Source organism: Tenacibaculum sp. TB-53 (assembly GCF_059716285.2).
Map to the genome: position 1 here is coordinate 3,345,041 of NZ_CM202790.1, position 16,121 is coordinate 3,361,161.

The 16,121-nt window shown below is 31.0% G+C and carries 17 protein-coding genes; 9 read left to right on the forward strand and 8 right to left on the reverse strand.

The genetic code is table 11. The features are described from left to right. Positions 1-3: 3 nt before the first annotated feature. The 4 genes from AC3VJB_RS15230 to AC3VJB_RS15245 all read right to left on the reverse strand — a co-directional run bounded on the left by AC3VJB_RS15230 (position 4) and on the right by AC3VJB_RS15245 (position 3,980). Positions 4-564, reverse strand: a complete 561-nt coding sequence (locus AC3VJB_RS15230; protein WP_437823849.1) for a hypothetical protein — start codon at positions 562-564, stop codon at positions 4-6. 3 nt (positions 565-567) lie between these two features. Continuing rightward, on the reverse strand, positions 568-1,152 hold the full coding sequence (locus AC3VJB_RS15235; RefSeq protein WP_253680876.1) for a hypothetical protein: 585 nt from the start codon (positions 1,150-1,152) through the stop codon (positions 568-570). Positions 1,153-1,332: 180 nt separating this feature from the next. Beyond that, positions 1,333-3,030: a lysine--tRNA ligase gene (lysS, locus tag AC3VJB_RS15240; RefSeq protein ID WP_437823851.1), complete on the reverse strand. Its 1,698-nt coding sequence runs from the start codon at positions 3,028-3,030 to the stop codon at positions 1,333-1,335. Positions 3,031-3,479: 449 nt separating this feature from the next. After that, on the reverse strand, positions 3,480-3,980 hold the full coding sequence (locus tag AC3VJB_RS15245; protein ID WP_099215456.1) for a DUF456 domain-containing protein: 501 nt from the start codon (positions 3,978-3,980) through the stop codon (positions 3,480-3,482). A gap of 120 nt (positions 3,981-4,100) precedes the next feature. Here AC3VJB_RS15245 and AC3VJB_RS15250 point away from each other — a divergent pair, with 120 nt between their 5' ends. The 4 genes from AC3VJB_RS15250 to AC3VJB_RS15265 are packed head-to-tail and all read left to right on the forward strand — an operon-like array spanning position 4,101 to position 7,527. Further along, positions 4,101-4,469, forward strand: a complete 369-nt coding sequence (locus tag AC3VJB_RS15250) for a BlaI/MecI/CopY family transcriptional regulator (RefSeq protein WP_125066790.1) — start codon at positions 4,101-4,103, stop codon at positions 4,467-4,469. Next, positions 4,466-5,707 carry a M56 family metallopeptidase gene (locus AC3VJB_RS15255; protein WP_437823854.1) on the forward strand — a complete coding sequence of 414 codons (1,242 nt, stop codon included), beginning with the start codon at positions 4,466-4,468 and terminating at the stop codon, positions 5,705-5,707. Before AC3VJB_RS15250 ends, AC3VJB_RS15255 begins: the two co-directional genes overlap by 4 nt. Before the next feature lie 59 nt (positions 5,708-5,766). After that, the gene (locus AC3VJB_RS15260; protein ID WP_437823856.1) at positions 5,767-7,020 is read left to right on the forward strand and encodes a tetratricopeptide repeat protein; all 1,254 of its coding nucleotides are present in this window, start codon (positions 5,767-5,769) and stop codon (positions 7,018-7,020) included. A gap of 36 nt (positions 7,021-7,056) precedes the next feature. Further along, positions 7,057-7,527 (forward strand): hypothetical protein, encoded by a 471-nt coding sequence (locus AC3VJB_RS15265; protein ID WP_073184394.1) that lies wholly within the window; start codon positions 7,057-7,059, stop codon positions 7,525-7,527. A 4-nt stretch (positions 7,528-7,531) separates the two neighbouring features. Here AC3VJB_RS15265 and AC3VJB_RS15270 read toward each other — a convergent pair whose 3' ends face one another. Further along, positions 7,532-9,040 (reverse strand): GH3 auxin-responsive promoter family protein, encoded by a 1,509-nt coding sequence (locus tag AC3VJB_RS15270; protein WP_047790535.1) that lies wholly within the window; start codon positions 9,038-9,040, stop codon positions 7,532-7,534. Between the two features lie 66 nt (positions 9,041-9,106). On the opposite strand from AC3VJB_RS15270, the gene AC3VJB_RS15275 reads away from it, so the two are divergent. Further along, positions 9,107-9,901 (forward strand): DUF2797 domain-containing protein, encoded by a 795-nt coding sequence (locus tag AC3VJB_RS15275; RefSeq protein WP_437823858.1) that lies wholly within the window; start codon positions 9,107-9,109, stop codon positions 9,899-9,901. Here the strand turns inward: AC3VJB_RS15275 and AC3VJB_RS15280 are convergent. The 3 genes from AC3VJB_RS15280 to AC3VJB_RS15290 form a co-directional block, all read right to left on the reverse strand. After that, complete coding sequence (locus tag AC3VJB_RS15280; protein ID WP_437823860.1) at positions 9,896-10,510, reverse strand: HD domain-containing protein; 615 nt, start codon at positions 10,508-10,510, stop codon at positions 9,896-9,898. The two genes, AC3VJB_RS15275 and AC3VJB_RS15280, sit on opposite strands and share 6 nt — an antisense overlap. Positions 10,511-10,552: 42 nt before the next feature. Next, positions 10,553-12,673: a carboxy terminal-processing peptidase gene (locus tag AC3VJB_RS15285; RefSeq protein WP_047790532.1), complete on the reverse strand. Its 2,121-nt coding sequence runs from the start codon at positions 12,671-12,673 to the stop codon at positions 10,553-10,555. Positions 12,674-12,751: 78 nt separating this feature from the next. Continuing rightward, the gene (locus AC3VJB_RS15290; RefSeq protein WP_053056772.1) at positions 12,752-13,264 is read right to left on the reverse strand and encodes a hypothetical protein; all 513 of its coding nucleotides are present in this window, start codon (positions 13,262-13,264) and stop codon (positions 12,752-12,754) included. Positions 13,265-13,379: 115 nt separating this feature from the next. Here AC3VJB_RS15290 and surE point away from each other — a divergent pair, with 115 nt between their 5' ends. Genes surE through AC3VJB_RS15310 form a run of 4 tightly spaced genes read left to right on the forward strand, consistent with a single transcriptional unit; the run spans position 13,380 to position 16,096 of the window. Then, on the forward strand, positions 13,380-14,150 hold the full coding sequence (gene surE, locus AC3VJB_RS15295) for a 5'/3'-nucleotidase SurE (RefSeq protein ID WP_047790531.1): 771 nt from the start codon (positions 13,380-13,382) through the stop codon (positions 14,148-14,150). Beyond that, positions 14,138-14,425 (forward strand): hypothetical protein, encoded by a 288-nt coding sequence (locus AC3VJB_RS15300; protein ID WP_073184398.1) that lies wholly within the window; start codon positions 14,138-14,140, stop codon positions 14,423-14,425. Before surE ends, AC3VJB_RS15300 begins: the two co-directional genes overlap by 13 nt. Before the next feature lie 9 nt (positions 14,426-14,434). Next, entirely contained in the window at positions 14,435-15,547 is a 1,113-nt protein-coding gene (gene lpxB / locus AC3VJB_RS15305) for a lipid-A-disaccharide synthase (protein ID WP_437823863.1), read from the forward strand. A gap of 6 nt (positions 15,548-15,553) precedes the next feature. Then, complete coding sequence (locus AC3VJB_RS15310; protein WP_047790528.1) at positions 15,554-16,096, forward strand: C40 family peptidase; 543 nt, start codon at positions 15,554-15,556, stop codon at positions 16,094-16,096. Positions 16,097-16,121: the final 25 nt, after the last annotated feature.

A 16,121-nucleotide genomic window follows, 5' to 3' on the forward strand; every position in this document is an offset into this window, starting at 1 on the left:
TTTTTAAAAGCTCATATATTTACGTATTGATATAATTCTAAAACCATTTCCAAAATTAATAGAATCATTTATTTTTTTTCCAAGTAAAGCTTTTGAGAAATTACTACTTATTGATAAAGGTCTAATATTTTCACCGTTATAAGAAGGAGCGTCTATATTAATAGAGTACCAGCTTTCTTTTCTGTTTGAATCTTCAAGTTTAACTATGCAGTTTTCAGCAACTTCTTCTATTTCTTCTTCCAAAAGTTTGCTAAGCTCATCAACTGTAAAAGCTTTTTTTAATTTTGGGCGCATATATTCAAATCGATAGATTCCATTATTTTTCGAAATAATTAATCCATGTTCTTTTTTTAGGTGTGAAATATGACCAAGAACACCACTTTCTTCTCTACCGCTTCTCAATGTTAATTCTTCTTTCGTGGCACCAACTATCAATTCGTTATCAATAATGCAACAATCTTTTGTGTGTCCCAACCAACTTGGTTCAATAGTAGGTTTTATCCTTTTTAAAACTCTAATGTTCGTTTCTTTTATATCTTCAGGGATATTTCTTTTTAATGTCATATTTTATAGTTTAAAAAGGCGTAATGTACAAAAATCAACAGGAGCATTGGGCCACTCCAACTCAAAGGTAAGATTCATAATTTCGTTACTTTTTAATTTTTTGATCTCATCATTTTTATTTACTTCGATATCAAATAGTGAAACTCTTGAGTGTTGCTCAACTAAGAAAAAATATTTTTCTTTATTTATATCCAAGCGTTCTAGCTTTTTAAAATCATTAAGCCAATTGTTAATTTGTTCTTTTGGCTTGTTTATCCATGTATCCTTCTTGTTTTTATCAAGCCTCCTCTTATCATTTTTTAATTCAGAATAATGGCTTGTTTTTATTTCAACCCATTTTTCAAATGAATTATTCTTCCAAAAAACAATATCACATTCAATGTTTTTATGCCTAGAATAATTTCTTTCAACAGAAACAAAATAACCTTGGTTTTTTAATGAAAAATAAAGGCAAGATCGAACTTGTTCTTCTTTTAATAGGCGCTCGTTTGATTTAGGTGATATTGACTTCAAATCATTTTCAAGATCTTTGAAAATTCTTTCTATATCCAAAATTAACTGTTTTTGAAATAATTCTGTTTCTTGCATTTTACAATAAACTATTGCGTTATTGAGGATATGAGTATAGTTTTAATAACTGAAATCCATAGCATAGCTAGCTAATTTACCCAAAAAAGCATAAAAACCAAACAAAAAAGCAACCTTACTGGTTACTGAGCGTAGCCGAAGTAAGATTGCTTTTCAATTATATTAAGTTTCAGAAATACTTTATACGATTTCTACAAACAAACCTTCCTCTGTTTTTTCAACTTTAGCAAGGTTGTTTTTAGTTAATCCTTTAATAGTTTTATCCCACTTTTTGTTAGATAAACCACTTTGAGCTTTTAAATCATTTAAACCTATTTTTTCAGCTTTTTCTAATAAAGCCAGTACAGCTTTCTCATCGTCGTTTAATTCAACACTAGGAGCTTTCTTTTCAGGTTTCATCTGTGGAAAGAATAATACTTCTTGAATTGACGGATTGTTAGTTAAATACATAATTAAACGGTCCATTCCAATTCCTAATCCAGAAGTAGGAGGCATACCATATTCTAACGCACGTAAGAAGTCTTGATCGATAAATTCACCAGCTTCATCATCACCACGAGCTGCTAATTTTAATTGTGCTTCAAAACGCTCACGTTGATCGATAGGGTCGTTTAATTCAGAGTATGCATTGGCAATTTCTTTACCACATACCATTAATTCAAAACGTTCGGTTAATTCAGGATTGTCACGGTGTTCTTTACACAATGGGGACATTTCCTTCGGGTAATCAGTAATAAACGTTGGTTGTATGTAGTTTCCTTCACACTTTTCACCAAAAATTTCATCAATTAACTTTCCTTTACCCATGGTGTCATCTACTTCGATACCCATGTCTTGAGCAGCTTTACGAATTTCATCTTCCGATTTTCCGTTGATGTCAAAACCAGTAAAGTGTTTGATAGAATCTGCCATCGTAACACGTGCATACGGAGCTTTAAAATCTACCTTATGCTCTCCAAAAGTAGCTTCCGTAGTTCCGTTTACTGCTAAAGCACAGTGCTCTAATAATTTTTCGGTGAATTCCATCATCCAGTTGTAGTCTTTGTAAGCTACATAAATTTCCATGGCTGTAAATTCTGGGTTGTGTGTTCTGTCCATTCCTTCATTACGGAAGTTTTTAGAAAACTCATATACACCGTCAAAACCACCAACAATCAAACGCTTTAAGTATAACTCATTCGCAATACGCATGTATAACGGAATGTCTAATGCATTATGGTGCGTAATAAATGGTCTGGCGGCAGCCCCACCTGGAATAGGTTGTAAAATAGGTGTTTCTACTTCAAAATAACCAGCATCATTAAAAAACTGACGCATGGCATTGAATAACTTAGTACGTTTTACGAATACTTCCTTTACTTGTGGGTTTACCACTAAATCAGCATAACGTTGACGGTAGCGCATCTCAGGATCTGTAAATCCGTCAAAGGTATTTCCTTCAGCATCTACTTTAGGTAATGGTAATGGTTTTAAAGACTTACTTAATAATTTAAAATCTTTTACCATTACGGTGGTTTCTCCAACTTGAGTTTTAAACAACTCTCCTTCAATACCTACAAAATCACCTATGTCTAATAACTTTTTGTATACTTCGTTGTACAAAGTTTTGTCCTCACCAGTACAAATTTCATCTCTGTTAAAGTATACTTGAATACGTCCTTCACTATCTTGCAATTCAGCAAAAGAAGCTTTTCCTTGAATACGACGAGACATTAACCTACCAGCAATAACTACCTTCTTACCTTCCTTAAACTCCTGTTTAATCTGTTTGGAATTTGAATTGAATGGAAATAAATCTGCTGGATATGGATTGATACCCAGTTCACGTAATTTTGATAGTTTTTCTCTACGTACAACTTCTTGTTCTGATAATTGCATTGACTTAATTTTTAAGTAATTTTAATTTAAAGGTGCAAAGATACAATCAATTACAAAATTAGACAACGGTAGTATCACATAGATTTTATAAAAAAGTTATTTTTTATTTGTGAGTTTCTAAAAAGAATGTATATTTGCAGGCTGTCTAATTTTAAAAGGACAGCATTTAGTTGTGTTGTTAGATACTTTAAATAGTATCATGGTTTTGTTAACCAATGGAAAGCTTCCCTTAGATGGGTTGCTTTTTTTTTGCATTTTATTTACGTTTATTCTGAAGCTATTTCCCGCTTTTCGCACTCGCTCTCTTCGAGGAGCTTAAACAAATGCTTTAATCTGAGGATTAAGTGTAATTGCTGACTTCTTAAATAATGAATATCTGTCATTCCAAACGAGGTACGAGGAGGAATCTCATGATTGGAAGTAAAAAGCTAAATATAACAAGCTTATTTCTAAAAGAAAGCAGCTTTATATTCCCAGAACTTAACAAAAAACAGCACTAAGAATACCATTGAAATTGAAAATTTAATGGTTGCAGAAGCTAAAAAACCTAAAAAAGCACCAAATGATGCCTTGATTGCTCTGTTAGTGTCTTTGCTATCATAAATCAATTCACCAACCAAAGCACCTACAAAAGCGCCAATTAAAATTCCGAAAGGAATAGGAGAGAGTAGTCCAATAATTAATCCGATAGTAGTGCCATATACTCCATATTTGGTGCCTCCAAATCGTTTAGTTCCCATAGCAGGGATAAAGTAATCAAGAAAAAAGATAATGACAGCAATAGCTAAAGTGATTCCCAAAAATGTCCAGTTTTGAGGAACAGCTTTTGTTAAATGTAATAATAACAAACCTACCCAGCTAGTAATAGGGCCTGGTAATACTGGTAAAAATGAACCAATAATTCCTAAACAAGCAAATACAAAACCGAGTATTACTAAAAATATATCCATTAACCTTTTTATTGATAAGACGAAGATATAAAAGCTTTGTTACATATTTATTAACTATAAAATTAGTTTTAACTAATTTTATAGTTATATTTGTTTCGGAAATATTTATAAAAAGATATCATGAGTAAACAATTAACGAAGGCAGAAGAGCAAATAATGCAGGTATTATGGAAGTTAAAAAAAGCTTCAGTAAAAGAAGTAATAACTGAATTACCTGAGCCAAAACCAGCATATAATACTGTCTCAACTATTATAAGGATTTTGGAGACCAAAGAGTTTGTGGGGCACGAGTCAAAAGGTAGGGGATATGTCTACTATCCATTGGTAGAAAAGTCAGAGTATAGTAATGAGAGTTTACATAAGTTAATGAACGGCTATTTTGGAGGCTCATTTAAAAGCATGGTGTCGTTTTTTATGAAAGAAAACAAAATGGATATTCAAGAGCTGGAGAGTATTTTAAAAGAAGTGAATAAAAATAAGAAGTCATGATAAATTATATCATTCAAGTTGTATTATTTCAAGTTCTTTTTGTAGCAGTGTACGATTTCTTTTTAAGCAAAGAAACCTTTTTTACCAAAAACCGATGGTATTTGTTGGGTACAGCAGTGCTATCGTTTGTATTGCCTTTGTTTAAAATTTCAACAGTTCAAAAGGCTGTTCCTAAAGAGTATTATATTTTGTTGCCAGAGGTAGTGTTATCACCTCAAAAAGTCATTGAAAAAGCGTCTTGGTATCAATCTTTCAATAATTTAGATGTACTATTTTGGATTGGGTGTTTATTGTTTTTTGTAGTGTTTTTAGTGAAGTTAGAACGGATTATTCGATTAGTTTTACAATATGGCGTTGCTAGAAAAGAAAATTATAAGTTGGTTTTATTGCCAAAAGAAACGAAGGCGTTTTCATTCTTCAATTATATTTTTTTAGGAAACGACATTCCTTCTCAAAAAAGAGAAAAAATCATTCAACATGAGTTAGTGCATAGTGACCAAAAGCACACGATAGATTTATTGTTTTTTGAGTTTTTAAAAATAGTTATGTGGTTTAATCCTATGGTGTATGTGTATCAGAATCGTATATCGTTAGTTCATGAATATATTTCAGATGCTATTGCTAGTAAATCAGATAAAAAAGAAAATTATATCAACCATTTACTCGCTGATATTTTTCAGGTCGAGCATATTTCATTCATTAATCAATTTTATAAACATTCATTAATCAAAAAACGAATTATTATGATGACGAAAACACAATCAAAAAAAGTAAAACAACTAAAGTATTTGCTGCTAATTCCATTACTAGGAAGCATGATTTTATATACTGCGTGCTCAAGTGTAAAACTTAGTGAGAAGAGAAGTAAGAATATTACAAAAGAAAACATGAGTGAAGTGGAAGATGTACCATTTTCTAGTTTGGATAAAGCTCCAACATTTCCTGGTTGTGAAGAAGGTGATAGAAAATGTTTTAATTTAAGTATGATGAAGTTTGTGAAAAAGAATTTTAATGTAAAGTTAGCAGATTCAATAAAGGAGATTTCTGGAAAAAAAAGAATCTATGCTTTGTTTAAAATAGGAATAGATGGGAGAGTATTTGGTTTTAAAGTTCGTGCACCGCATCCAGAGTTAAAAACACACACAATTGATATGCTAAAAAAATTACCTCAAATGAAACCAGGAGAAAAGAATGGTAAAATTGTAAGAACTGGGTTTGTATTGCCTATCACATTTTAATGTATAATTAACTATATTGCCAGCTTAGATAACTTATGAACAATACCAAAAATAGAAACGTGAGAAATAAAATTTTACTTATTGTTTTTGTAATAGGAATTTTAAAAGTCGAGGCACAAGTTTCGACTTTTAAAACTATTGATAGTTTAGTGAATATAGGACGTTACCAAACAGCATTAAAAAAGTTACATGAGTTAGATACTACTTTTCAATCAACCTCAAAAGTAGCATCTATTTACGCTTCAATTGATGATTATAAAAAAGCTTCTATATATTACGAAAAAGCATTGGAGTTAAAAGATGATTATTCAGTAAAAATAAAGTTAGCAAAAGCTTATAAAAAAGAGAATAAACTACAAAAAGCTATTGATGTTTATGAAGGTATTATAAATGATGATGCTGAAAATTTACTCATTAAGTATCAATTAGGAAAATTGTATACACAAACCAAGCAACCTGCAAAAGCAATCGATACTTTTAAAAATATCATTAAACAAGATAGTACAAATGCAAATTATTATTACCGATTGGGAGTTGCTTATGGAATGTTAAAAAAAAGAAATCTAAAAATAAATAGTTTTTTAGAAGCTTATAAAAATGATACAACTCATATCAAGTCTATTCACCACTTAGCATTAGCCTACACTTCATTAAGAGATAAAGATTCAGCAAACATTTTTATAAATAAAGGTTTGGTAGTGAACCCAAATCATATGAACTTAAATAAGTTGAAAATTAATAATTTATATAGAGAAGAGAAGTTTACTGAAGCCATTCAATATTTACAAAGAATAGATACTATAGCGCCCAACGAACATTATACACAGAAAATGCTAGGGCGTTGTTTTTTCAATCTAAAGAAATATGACGAAGCAAAAAAGTACTTTAATAAAGCTATAAGAATTGATAGATCAGATTTTAAAGCGTATACCTATTTAGGAGACATCAATTTTGAAAAGAAAAAGTTTTATAAAGCTCAGCTAGATTATATGGTGGCAACTTTTGCGGGTAAAGAGCCTCGAGATGTTGAGTACTATCAATTAGCAAGAGTGTACGAAAAATTAGGAAATCCAAAAGAAGAGGTAAAGTCTTATAAAAGAGCTTTTGAAGAGAATAGAAAAAATTATAAAGCCTTGTACCAACTAGCTAAAACTAGTGAAGATTATTATAAGGATAAACGAATAGCTTATAAATATTACAAAAATTACGTAAATCGTTTTGAAAGAAAAGATTCAGTTTTAACCAAATATGCAAAAGAAAGAATAAAAGAAATTAAAAAGTACTATTTCTTACAAGGAGAGATTTTACAATAGTATTTAATTTTGTATATTCATCTTAAAATCAATAAGATGAATTCTCGTTGTGTAGCTTTTTTATTTTGTGCTTTACTATATTCTTCTTGTGACTTCTTTTCATATTTAAAAAAAGATAACTCACAAGTTGTAGATACAGTAGTTGACTTTACAAAAGTAGATGAGTACCCTGCTTTTAATAAATGTAAAGATCTACTTGATAAAGCAAAAGCGAATTGTTTTAGAAAAGAAATTCATAAAAGAATAACGACGAGTTTACAGCAACATAATTTTGTTACTAAAAATAGTTTAGATGAAGAAGTTTTAATTGATATTCTGATTAATAAAGAAGGGAAATTTGTTTTAACTGAGGTTACTGCTTCTAGTGTTGTTATGACTCAATTACCAGAATTAGATAGTATAATAAAGTTGGCAATAGAAAAATTACCAAGAATTGCTCCCGCTACCAAAAGAGAAATTCCAGTAGTAACAAAGTACCAATTACCTATTAAAATTAAAACAGAATAGTAAACTATAGCTTTAAAAGTTCTTCAACAAAATCACGACTATTAGATAAACGAGGAATTTTATGTTGTCCACCTAATTTTCCTTTTTTCTTCATCCAGTCATAAAACAGGCCTTCACGAGCTTGATGTATCTTAGGCATTGCTAAAGTCATATTATTATAACGCTTAGCTTCATAGTCAGAGTTGCAGCTTTTTAAAGCTTCGTCTAATTCTTCAGTAAAAAAGGTAAGGTTTTCAGGAGCTTTTTTAAATTCAATAACCCATTCATGGGCTCCATTTTCTTTACCATTCATAAAAATAGGACCAACGGTATATTCTTTAATTTCACAGTTGGTTTTATCACTCGCTACTTTTAAAGCATCCTCAGCGTTTTCAATAATTAACTCTTCTCCAAAAACATTGATATGATGCTTAGTACGTCCAGTAATTTTTATACGATAAGGATTGGTTGAGGTAAACTTAACAGTATCTCCTATTAAGTAACGCCATAAACCACCATTTGTGGTAATAATAATAGCATAATTAATGCCTTTTTTTACTTCAGAAAGAGGAATTGCTTTAGAATTTTCTCCGTTGTATTCGCTCATTGGAATAAACTCGTAAAAAATTCCGTAGTCTAACATTAACAACATTTCGTCAGAATCATTTCGGTCTTGAATAGCAAAAAAACCTTCTGATGCATTATAGGTTTCATAATATTTAAAATCGTCTCTTGGAATGAGTTTCTTATACTGCTCTCTATACGGGTTAAAGTTTATTCCTCCATGAAAATAAACCTCCAGATTAGGCCAAACTTCTAAAATATTATCCTTTCCTGTTTTTTCTAATACTCTATTTAATAAAACTAACATCCAAGAAGGAACACCAACTAAGCTTGTAATATTTTCATGAATGGTTTCGTTAATAATAGCTTCCATTTTTGTTTCCCACTCACTCATTAATGCTGTTTCTTGCTTTGGAGCTGAGCTAAAATCTGCCCAAAAAGGCATGTTTTCAATAATTATTGCCGATAAATCACCAAAGTAACTGTTGTTGTCTTCGTATACAGCAGAACTACCACCTAAACGGAGTCCTTTACCAGTGAAAAGCTTTGCGTTTTCATTGTTATTGATATATAAGCATAACATATCTTTTCCTGCTTTAAAGTGACAATATTCAATAGCTTCATCACTTACAGGAATAAATTTACTTTTTGCATTGGTAGTACCACTTGATTTGGCAAACCAACGTATAGGTGTAGGCCAAAATAAATTTTGCTCTCCTTTTCTACAACGCTCAATAAGTGGTTCAATACTTTCATAACGTTGAATGGGAACGTTGTTGGCAAAGTCAGTATAACTTTTAATTGAAGAAAAGTTTTGTTGTTTCCCAAATTCAGTGTTTTTAGCAGCAGTTACAAGCTTTAGTAGTAGCTCGTTTTGAACATCAATAGGATACTTTAAAAACAACTCTACTTGATGTTTACGCTTTTTTAAGAACCAAGAGATGATTGAATTTATAAATGGAAACGTCATAGATTAACTATTAATTCAATTTTTTTACTGTAATTTTGTGAAGCTAAATGTAACAAAATTTAAGACATGCAGTACCAAGGAGTTTTAAAAAAAATGCCTACCGAGAATTTAAACACAGTTCAATACTATTTAGATATGGGAGTGGATTTTTTGAATATGAATCAGTTATTGAATAAAGAATTAACCTTAAGTTTTGTTACTTACGAGTGTTTAAACTGTCATTTAGAAAAGAAAATATACCGTCAAGGATTTTGTAAAAAATGCTTTTTTGAAATTCCAACTGCAGGAGATTGGATTATGCGTCCTGAATTGAGTAAAGCACACTTAGGAGAAGAAGATAGAGATTTGGAGTATGAAAAAAGGGTACAGCTACAGCCACATATTGTGTATTTAGCAAACTCAAGTAATGTAAAGGTTGGAGTGACAAGAAAGCAACAAGTACCCACTCGTTGGATAGATCAAGGAGCGCATGAAGCTATTGAAATAGTAGAGGTGCCGAATCGTTATTTAGCAGGAATTACCGAGGTAGCTTTAAAAGAGCATGTAGCGGATAAAACGAATTGGAGAACCATGTTGAAGAATGATATTAAAGATGAAAACTTGGTAGAATGGCGTGAGCGATTACAAGAGTTTATTCCTGATGAAGCGAAAGAATACTACATAGCGAATAATACTGAAACGAATATTAATTTTCCTGTTGAAAAGTTCCCTAAAAAGCCTAAAAGTTTGAATTTAGAGAAAGAAGGAACGTATACAGGTAAATTGGCGGGGATAAAAGGACAGTACTTAATTTTTGAGGATGAAACGGTGTTTAATGTTCGTTCTAATGAAGGGTTGGTAGTTAAAATTGAGCTATTATAATAGTTCAATTTCTTTCTGAATATTTTTTCGTGCTGTTTCCTCAAACTTTTGGTAAAAGTATTCTGTTTTGAATATATTTTCCATTGTTAAAAAATGCTGTAAAGCTTTTTTACGACCTGAATTATAGATTATATTAGGATAAATGGCGTATTCTTTTCGAACATTTTTATAATATTGAGTATATACTTCCCAGTTTTGACCTAAGATAGATAAATCAGCATCTGTAAAGTAGTTGGTGTCTGAATTTTCAGATGTTTTATGAGATTTAGTGGCTAAAATCTGTGAAAAACAATTTTCTATAACTTTATTGGGAATTGAAAGTTGATTCATTCTTTTTACAGCTAACTCAGCACTTTTTTCTTCATTGTTGTTTTTTAAAGAATTATAGATAACATCGTGATAAAACAGTGTGAATAGAATTGTGTTCCAACTACTTATTTTGGTTCTTATAGGAGTTAATTGAAAAAGTAAATTTTCAAGATGTTCAAATGTGTGATAATGTCTTTTTTTACTGGTATAATGCTCTTCTATTTCTTGCCACAATAAAATATTGAAGCTATTATCGTTTGAGTAAGTAGCCAACAAGTTTAAAAAAGTGTTCTTTAACATAAAATGAGTAGAAAGAAAAAGGGTTCGAATGAACCCTTTTTTTTAATGTTTTACAGCTACATGATTATCGTTCATTTTCAACTCGCTAAGAACGTTTAGCGCTTCATTTACATAAATATCTTTCTGAAGGTTTTTATGCCATGCAACTCTTTTTTCTTCTAAAACAGTATCCTTTTTAAATAAATTTAACTCATATTTAGGAGAGACAAAAGTTAGATGAGAATCAAATTTAAAAATATCTTTAAACTGTTCTCCTTCTTTTGTTTTAGCTTCGCTTTCCTTTTTAAAAGCATCATAGTTTAAAGAATAGACTCTTTCGTCTTGATTTTTCTTTAACCATTTAGCATAGTCATTTATTTTATTAAACTTTTCGTTATTCATTACACGTTGTTTACTGTTGTATACTACATCAGCAAAGTTACTGTATGAATTCGTAGCAGTATATTTTGCTTGTTGTACCTTATCCCAAGGCAAAGCACCGTCTAAATCACGTTCTCCAAAGTCCATATAACTATATCGGGTAGGTAAAGAAATATCAGAATAAACTCCTTCAATTTGAGTAGAACCACCATTAATTCTATAAAACTTTTGAATGGTCATTTTTAAAGCACCTAAATCGTTAGGATATTGTTCATAAAAACGGTTAATAGGCAATACATTTTGTACAGTTCCCTTACCATAAGTTTGTTTACCACCAATAATAACCCCACGCTTATAATCTTGCATTGCAGCAGCAAAAATTTCAGAAGCTGAAGCAGAAAATTCATTTACCATTACTACCAAAGGTCCTTCCCATTGAATTTTTGGATCAGTATCAACTTTTACTAAAGGATCTTCACCACGATATTTTACTTGAACAATTGGTCCTTTGTTAATGAATAAACCACCAATTTCAATAGCTGTTTTTAAAGACCCACCACCGTTGTCACGCAAATCAACAATTAAACCTTGAACATCTTCTTCTTTTAAACGCTCAATTTCTTTTTCCATGTCTTTAGCAGCATCTCTACGGCTTAAGTCATTAAAATCTATATAAAACCTAGGAAGATTAATAATCCCATACTTTTTGCCATTCTTTTCAACAATACTTGATTTTACAAAAGTTTCTTCAAGCTCAACTACATCTCTAATAATTGGAATTACTTTAATAGAACCATCAATCTTTTTCTTTACAGTTAAACGTACCTCAGTTCCTTTTTTTCCTTTGATAAATTTTATGGCATCATCTAAACGCATTCCAACAATATCTAAAGGCTCTTCATCACCTTGTGCAACTTTTAAAATAATATCGTCAGCTTCTAATTCACCTTGTTTCCATGCTGGACCTCCAGAAATTAATTCAACAATATGGGTGTAAATTCCTTTTTTTTGCAAACGAGCTCCAATACCTTCTAATTTACCAGACATCTCTTGATCAAAACGTGTTTTAATTCGAGGAGACATATAGGTTGTATGTGGATCAAAACCGCTTACTACACTGTTTAAAAAAGTAGAATACCAATCAGAGTTCTCAAGTTCACCGATACGCATATATAAATCGTCCATATTTTTTAGGACTTTCTTTCTTGCTTCAGCCTCTAGTTCTTTAAAGCTTTTCTTTTTAAAACTTTTATCCTTTTTAGCTTTTTCGTTTTGCTGGTTTTCGGCGTCTTCAATGTTACTTAAAATAGATAATTTTAATTGCTTTCTCCAGTAATTCATTAATTCAGTTTCGTTTTTAGCATACGGAACCTTATCATAATCAACATCAATAACCTCTTTCTTTTTATAATTAAAAGGTTGTTTTAATAAGGAACGATAGGTCTTTTTACCAGACTCCATCTTTTCTAAAAAGCGTTGATACACCAATTTGTAAAAATCAATATTTGAGTCTCTTAATTGATTGTCAATTTGATATTTATATTGAGAGAATTCTTTTAAATCTTCTTGAGTAAAATAACGTTTATTAGGATCAAGTCCATCGATAAATGTGTTATATACATGTTCGGAAAAGTCATCATTTAATTTTTTTTGAACGTAATGATATCGACTTAAAATATTTTTTAAAACGTAAACAATTACACGATCTTTTTCTGGATCGTTGTTAGGAACTGTATTAGAACTAACAGAATTAGAAAATAAAAGTGTGATTGCTAAAAATGGTATAATAAACTTCGTCTTCATAAAATCTTCTGTCTTTTTAATTTGTGTTGAGTCGTTGTGTTGCTAAGCTACTAAAATAATGCCAATTTTTTAGCATTATTACTTTTTATAAATGCCTCTAAAAACTTCTTGAGTCTTTTTATGGTCTTCATTTAGAAGATTCCAAACTTGAGTTACAGAACCATCTTTGTTTTTTGTCCAAGTAACTTGATTGTAATAATTGCCTTTATCTTTTTTTATAAGATCACTTTTTAAAATCATAGAATTATCTTTAAAACTACCTTTTAAAACTAATGAAAAACCAGTGTTATCAATCCAAACCTGATTCCAAGTATTATCTTTTTTATTGTAATAATTGTAGCTAGTCCCTTTATTTTTGGATGTTTTTGAATCCCAATTTTCTTGAATAGCACAGGCATTAGGCGTTTTTATAACATTATTGTGACCAATTAATTTTCCTTCAGTGTTATAAACATTCCAATTTCCGACCCAAAAATCAAATTGGGTATAACCTATTTCGTTACATGGTATTGTGGGGGCGTTTTGTGCTGAAATAATTGAAAAAAAAGAAGAAATTATAAAAATAGTTACATAAACAATAATCCGTACCATAATGCTTGGGTTTGATTACCACAATTTTACACATAAAATGAACCAATTTGTCTTTACAAAATGTTAAAAAAAGAATCCATTTTTTATATTACATTTGTTGTAAAACTTACTTACTATGCAAGATAGACCTTTGATTTTAGTTACGAATGATGACGGAATTACGGCTCCTGGTATTCGTATGTTGATTGAAATTATGAATAAAATAGGGGATGTAGTGGTGGTGGCTCCTGATAGCCCACAAAGTGGAATGGGGCATGCTATTACGGTGAATAATGTGTTACATTGTAACCCTATAACCATTGATGAAGGTCCACAAATAGAGTACAGTTGTTCTGGTACGCCTGCAGATTGTGTTAAAATGGCAAAAAATGAAATCTTAAATCGTACACCAGATTTATGTGTTTCAGGAATCAATCACGGATCCAATTCATCCATCAATGTAATTTATTCAGGAACCATGAGTGCTGCTGTTGAAGCAGGTATTGAAGGGATTCCAGCAATAGGTTTTTCTTTATTAGATTTTGATTGGCATGCTGATTTTAGAGCTGCACGTAAGTTTATAGAAAAAATAGCGTTAAATGTTTTATTAAACGGATTACCTGACGGGGTAATTTTAAATGTAAACATTCCGAAGTTGAAAGAAGACGAAATTAAAGGAGTTCGTATATGTAGACAAGCGAATGGTTATTGGAAAGAAACGTTTGATAAACGTAAAAGTCCGTTTGGCAAAGAGTACTATTGGCTTTCAGGAGAGTTTATTAATAGAGATAAAGGACAAGATACTGATATTTGGGCGTTAGAAAATGGTTTTATATCGGTAGTGCCTGTTCAATTTGATATGACAGCACATCACGCAATTCAAAAGTTACATACATGGGACATATAAAAAAAGAAATACTAATAGGAATCATAGTCTCATTGTTGGCAACAACTTGTGGCTTCTTTGTTTATTTAGAGTACATTTCAGAACTTAGTATTTCAGAAACGATTTCTAAAATAAGAGAAGGAGGGGTATTAGGTTCTGTAATAGCTCTGGCAGCAATACCTAACTTATTTGTTTTTTGGGTGTTTTTAAAGAAAAAACAAGATTACAGAGCAAGAGGAGTGTTAATAACTACAATTGCTGTAGCTTTATTAACAGCATATTTAAAGTTTTTCTAATTTTAATACATGAAATATTACATTCTTGTAGGTGAGGCTTCAGGTGATTTGCACGGAGCTAATTTGATGAAGGCCTTGTTAAAGGAAGATCCGAAAGCTGACATTCGTTTTTGGGGAGGTGACCTAATGCAAGAAGTTGGCGGTACACTTGTTAAGCATTATAAAGAGCGTGCTTTTATGGGCTTTGTTGAGGTGTTGATGAATTTACGAAAGATTTTAGGAATGATTTCTTTTTGTAAAAAAGATATTGCTCAATTTAATCCTGATGTAATAATTTTTATTGATAACTCAGGTTTTAACCTTCGTATAGCTAAGTGGGCAAGAAAGCAAGGTTTTAGAACCAATTATTATATATCACCTCAAGTTTGGGCAAGTAGAGCAGGTAGAGTAAAAGATATTAAACGAGATATCGACCAAATGTTTGTAATTCTCCCATTTGAAAAAGAGTTTTACAAAAAGTATGATTATAATGTTCGCTTTGTGGGTCATCCTTTAATCGATGGAATTGCAGGAAGAGAGCAAGTTTCTATCGAAAAGTTTAGAAAAGAACACGACCTTGGACATAAGGAGGTTATAGCACTGTTACCAGGAAGTAGAAAGCAGGAAATAACAAAAATGTTATCAGTAATGCTTTCATTGGTAAAAGATTTTCCACAATATCAGTTTGTAGTGGCAGGAGCACCAAGTCAATCGTATGAGTTTTATAAAGAAATTATTGGAGATGCCAATGTAAAATTCATTAATAATAAAACGTATGACTTGTTAAGTATTTCACATGCTGCTTTGGTTGCGTCAGGTACAGCAACACTAGAGGCAGCTTTGTTTAAAGTGCCTCAGGTAGTGTGTTATAAAGGAAGTAATATTTCTTATCAAATAGCTAAGCGAATAATAACATTAAAATATATATCGTTAGTAAATTTAATAATGGATAGAGAAGTGGTAAAAGAGTTGATACAAAATGATTTTACCAAAGAAAATTTACAGTACGAACTAACACGTATTTTAGAGTTAGAACATCGCCAGAAATTATTTTTGTCATATTTTGATTTAGAACAAAAATTAGGAGGAAAAGGAGCTTCTGAAAAAACAGCGAAGTTGATTGTTGCAGGAGTGAAAAAATAAAAAAGCATGATAAAAAAAATCTTATTTATATGTATAGTATCATTTTTAATGATTTCTTGTGGATCATCAAAGAATGTAAGTACTACATACCAAACAAGAACAAAAAAAGTAACAAAAGTTAAGAAAAACACACAATTAGCAACAACTAAATCATCAAGCAAAGTTACAGTTGCAGATAAAATAGTATGGACAGCGGTTACTTATAAAGGTGTGCCATATCGTTTTGGAGGCATGACGAAAAGAGGAATGGATTGTTCAGGATTGATTTTTACTTCGTTTAAACAACGAAACATGCCTATCGCTAGAACGTCTCATCAAATGTATTTACAAGGAGAAAATATTTCTTTACGAGAAGTTCAAAGAGGAGATTTACTGTTTTTTAAAACCTCAAGAAAAAGAGGAAAAGTAAATCATGTAGGGTTGGTAACTTCTGTAGATAATGGAGATATTCGTTTTATACATTCAACTACATCACGAGGAGTAATAGTAACCTCGCTACATGAGAATTATTGGAAACGAGCTTTTATTAAAGCAAAACGGGTGTTGTAAAATGTTAAGAAATCAAATATAGTTT

What these genes read in the sequence shown, in the direction of transcription:
- AC3VJB_RS15230 (WP_437823849.1), bottom strand. Translation starts at nt 564, where the DNA reads ATGACATTAAAAAGAAATATCCCTGAAGATATAAAAGAAACGAACATT.
- AC3VJB_RS15235 (WP_253680876.1), bottom strand. Translation starts at nt 1,152, where the DNA reads ATGCAAGAAACAGAATTATTTCAAAAACAGTTAATTTTGGATATAGAA.
- lysS (WP_437823851.1), bottom strand. Translation starts at nt 3,030, where the DNA reads ATGCAATTATCAGAACAAGAAGTTGTACGTAGAGAAAAACTATCAAAA.
- AC3VJB_RS15245 (WP_099215456.1), bottom strand. Translation starts at nt 3,980, where the DNA reads ATGGATATATTTTTAGTAATACTCGGTTTTGTATTTGCTTGTTTAGGA.
- AC3VJB_RS15250 (WP_125066790.1), top strand. Translation starts at nt 4,101, where the DNA reads ATGAGTAAACAATTAACGAAGGCAGAAGAGCAAATAATGCAGGTATTA.
- AC3VJB_RS15255 (WP_437823854.1), top strand. Translation starts at nt 4,466, where the DNA reads ATGATAAATTATATCATTCAAGTTGTATTATTTCAAGTTCTTTTTGTA.
- AC3VJB_RS15265 (WP_073184394.1), top strand. Translation starts at nt 7,057, where the DNA reads ATGAATTCTCGTTGTGTAGCTTTTTTATTTTGTGCTTTACTATATTCT.
- AC3VJB_RS15270 (WP_047790535.1), bottom strand. Translation starts at nt 9,040, where the DNA reads ATGACGTTTCCATTTATAAATTCAATCATCTCTTGGTTCTTAAAAAAG.
- AC3VJB_RS15275 (WP_437823858.1), top strand. Translation starts at nt 9,107, where the DNA reads ATGCAGTACCAAGGAGTTTTAAAAAAAATGCCTACCGAGAATTTAAAC.
- AC3VJB_RS15280 (WP_437823860.1), bottom strand. Translation starts at nt 10,510, where the DNA reads ATGTTAAAGAACACTTTTTTAAACTTGTTGGCTACTTACTCAAACGAT.
- AC3VJB_RS15285 (WP_047790532.1), bottom strand. Translation starts at nt 12,673, where the DNA reads ATGAAGACGAAGTTTATTATACCATTTTTAGCAATCACACTTTTATTT.
- AC3VJB_RS15290 (WP_053056772.1), bottom strand. Translation starts at nt 13,264, where the DNA reads ATGGTACGGATTATTGTTTATGTAACTATTTTTATAATTTCTTCTTTT.
- surE (WP_047790531.1), top strand. Translation starts at nt 13,380, where the DNA reads ATGCAAGATAGACCTTTGATTTTAGTTACGAATGATGACGGAATTACG.
- AC3VJB_RS15300 (WP_073184398.1), top strand. Translation starts at nt 14,138, where the DNA reads ATGGGACATATAAAAAAAGAAATACTAATAGGAATCATAGTCTCATTG.
- lpxB (WP_437823863.1), top strand. Translation starts at nt 14,435, where the DNA reads ATGAAATATTACATTCTTGTAGGTGAGGCTTCAGGTGATTTGCACGGA.
- AC3VJB_RS15310 (WP_047790528.1), top strand. Translation starts at nt 15,554, where the DNA reads ATGATAAAAAAAATCTTATTTATATGTATAGTATCATTTTTAATGATT.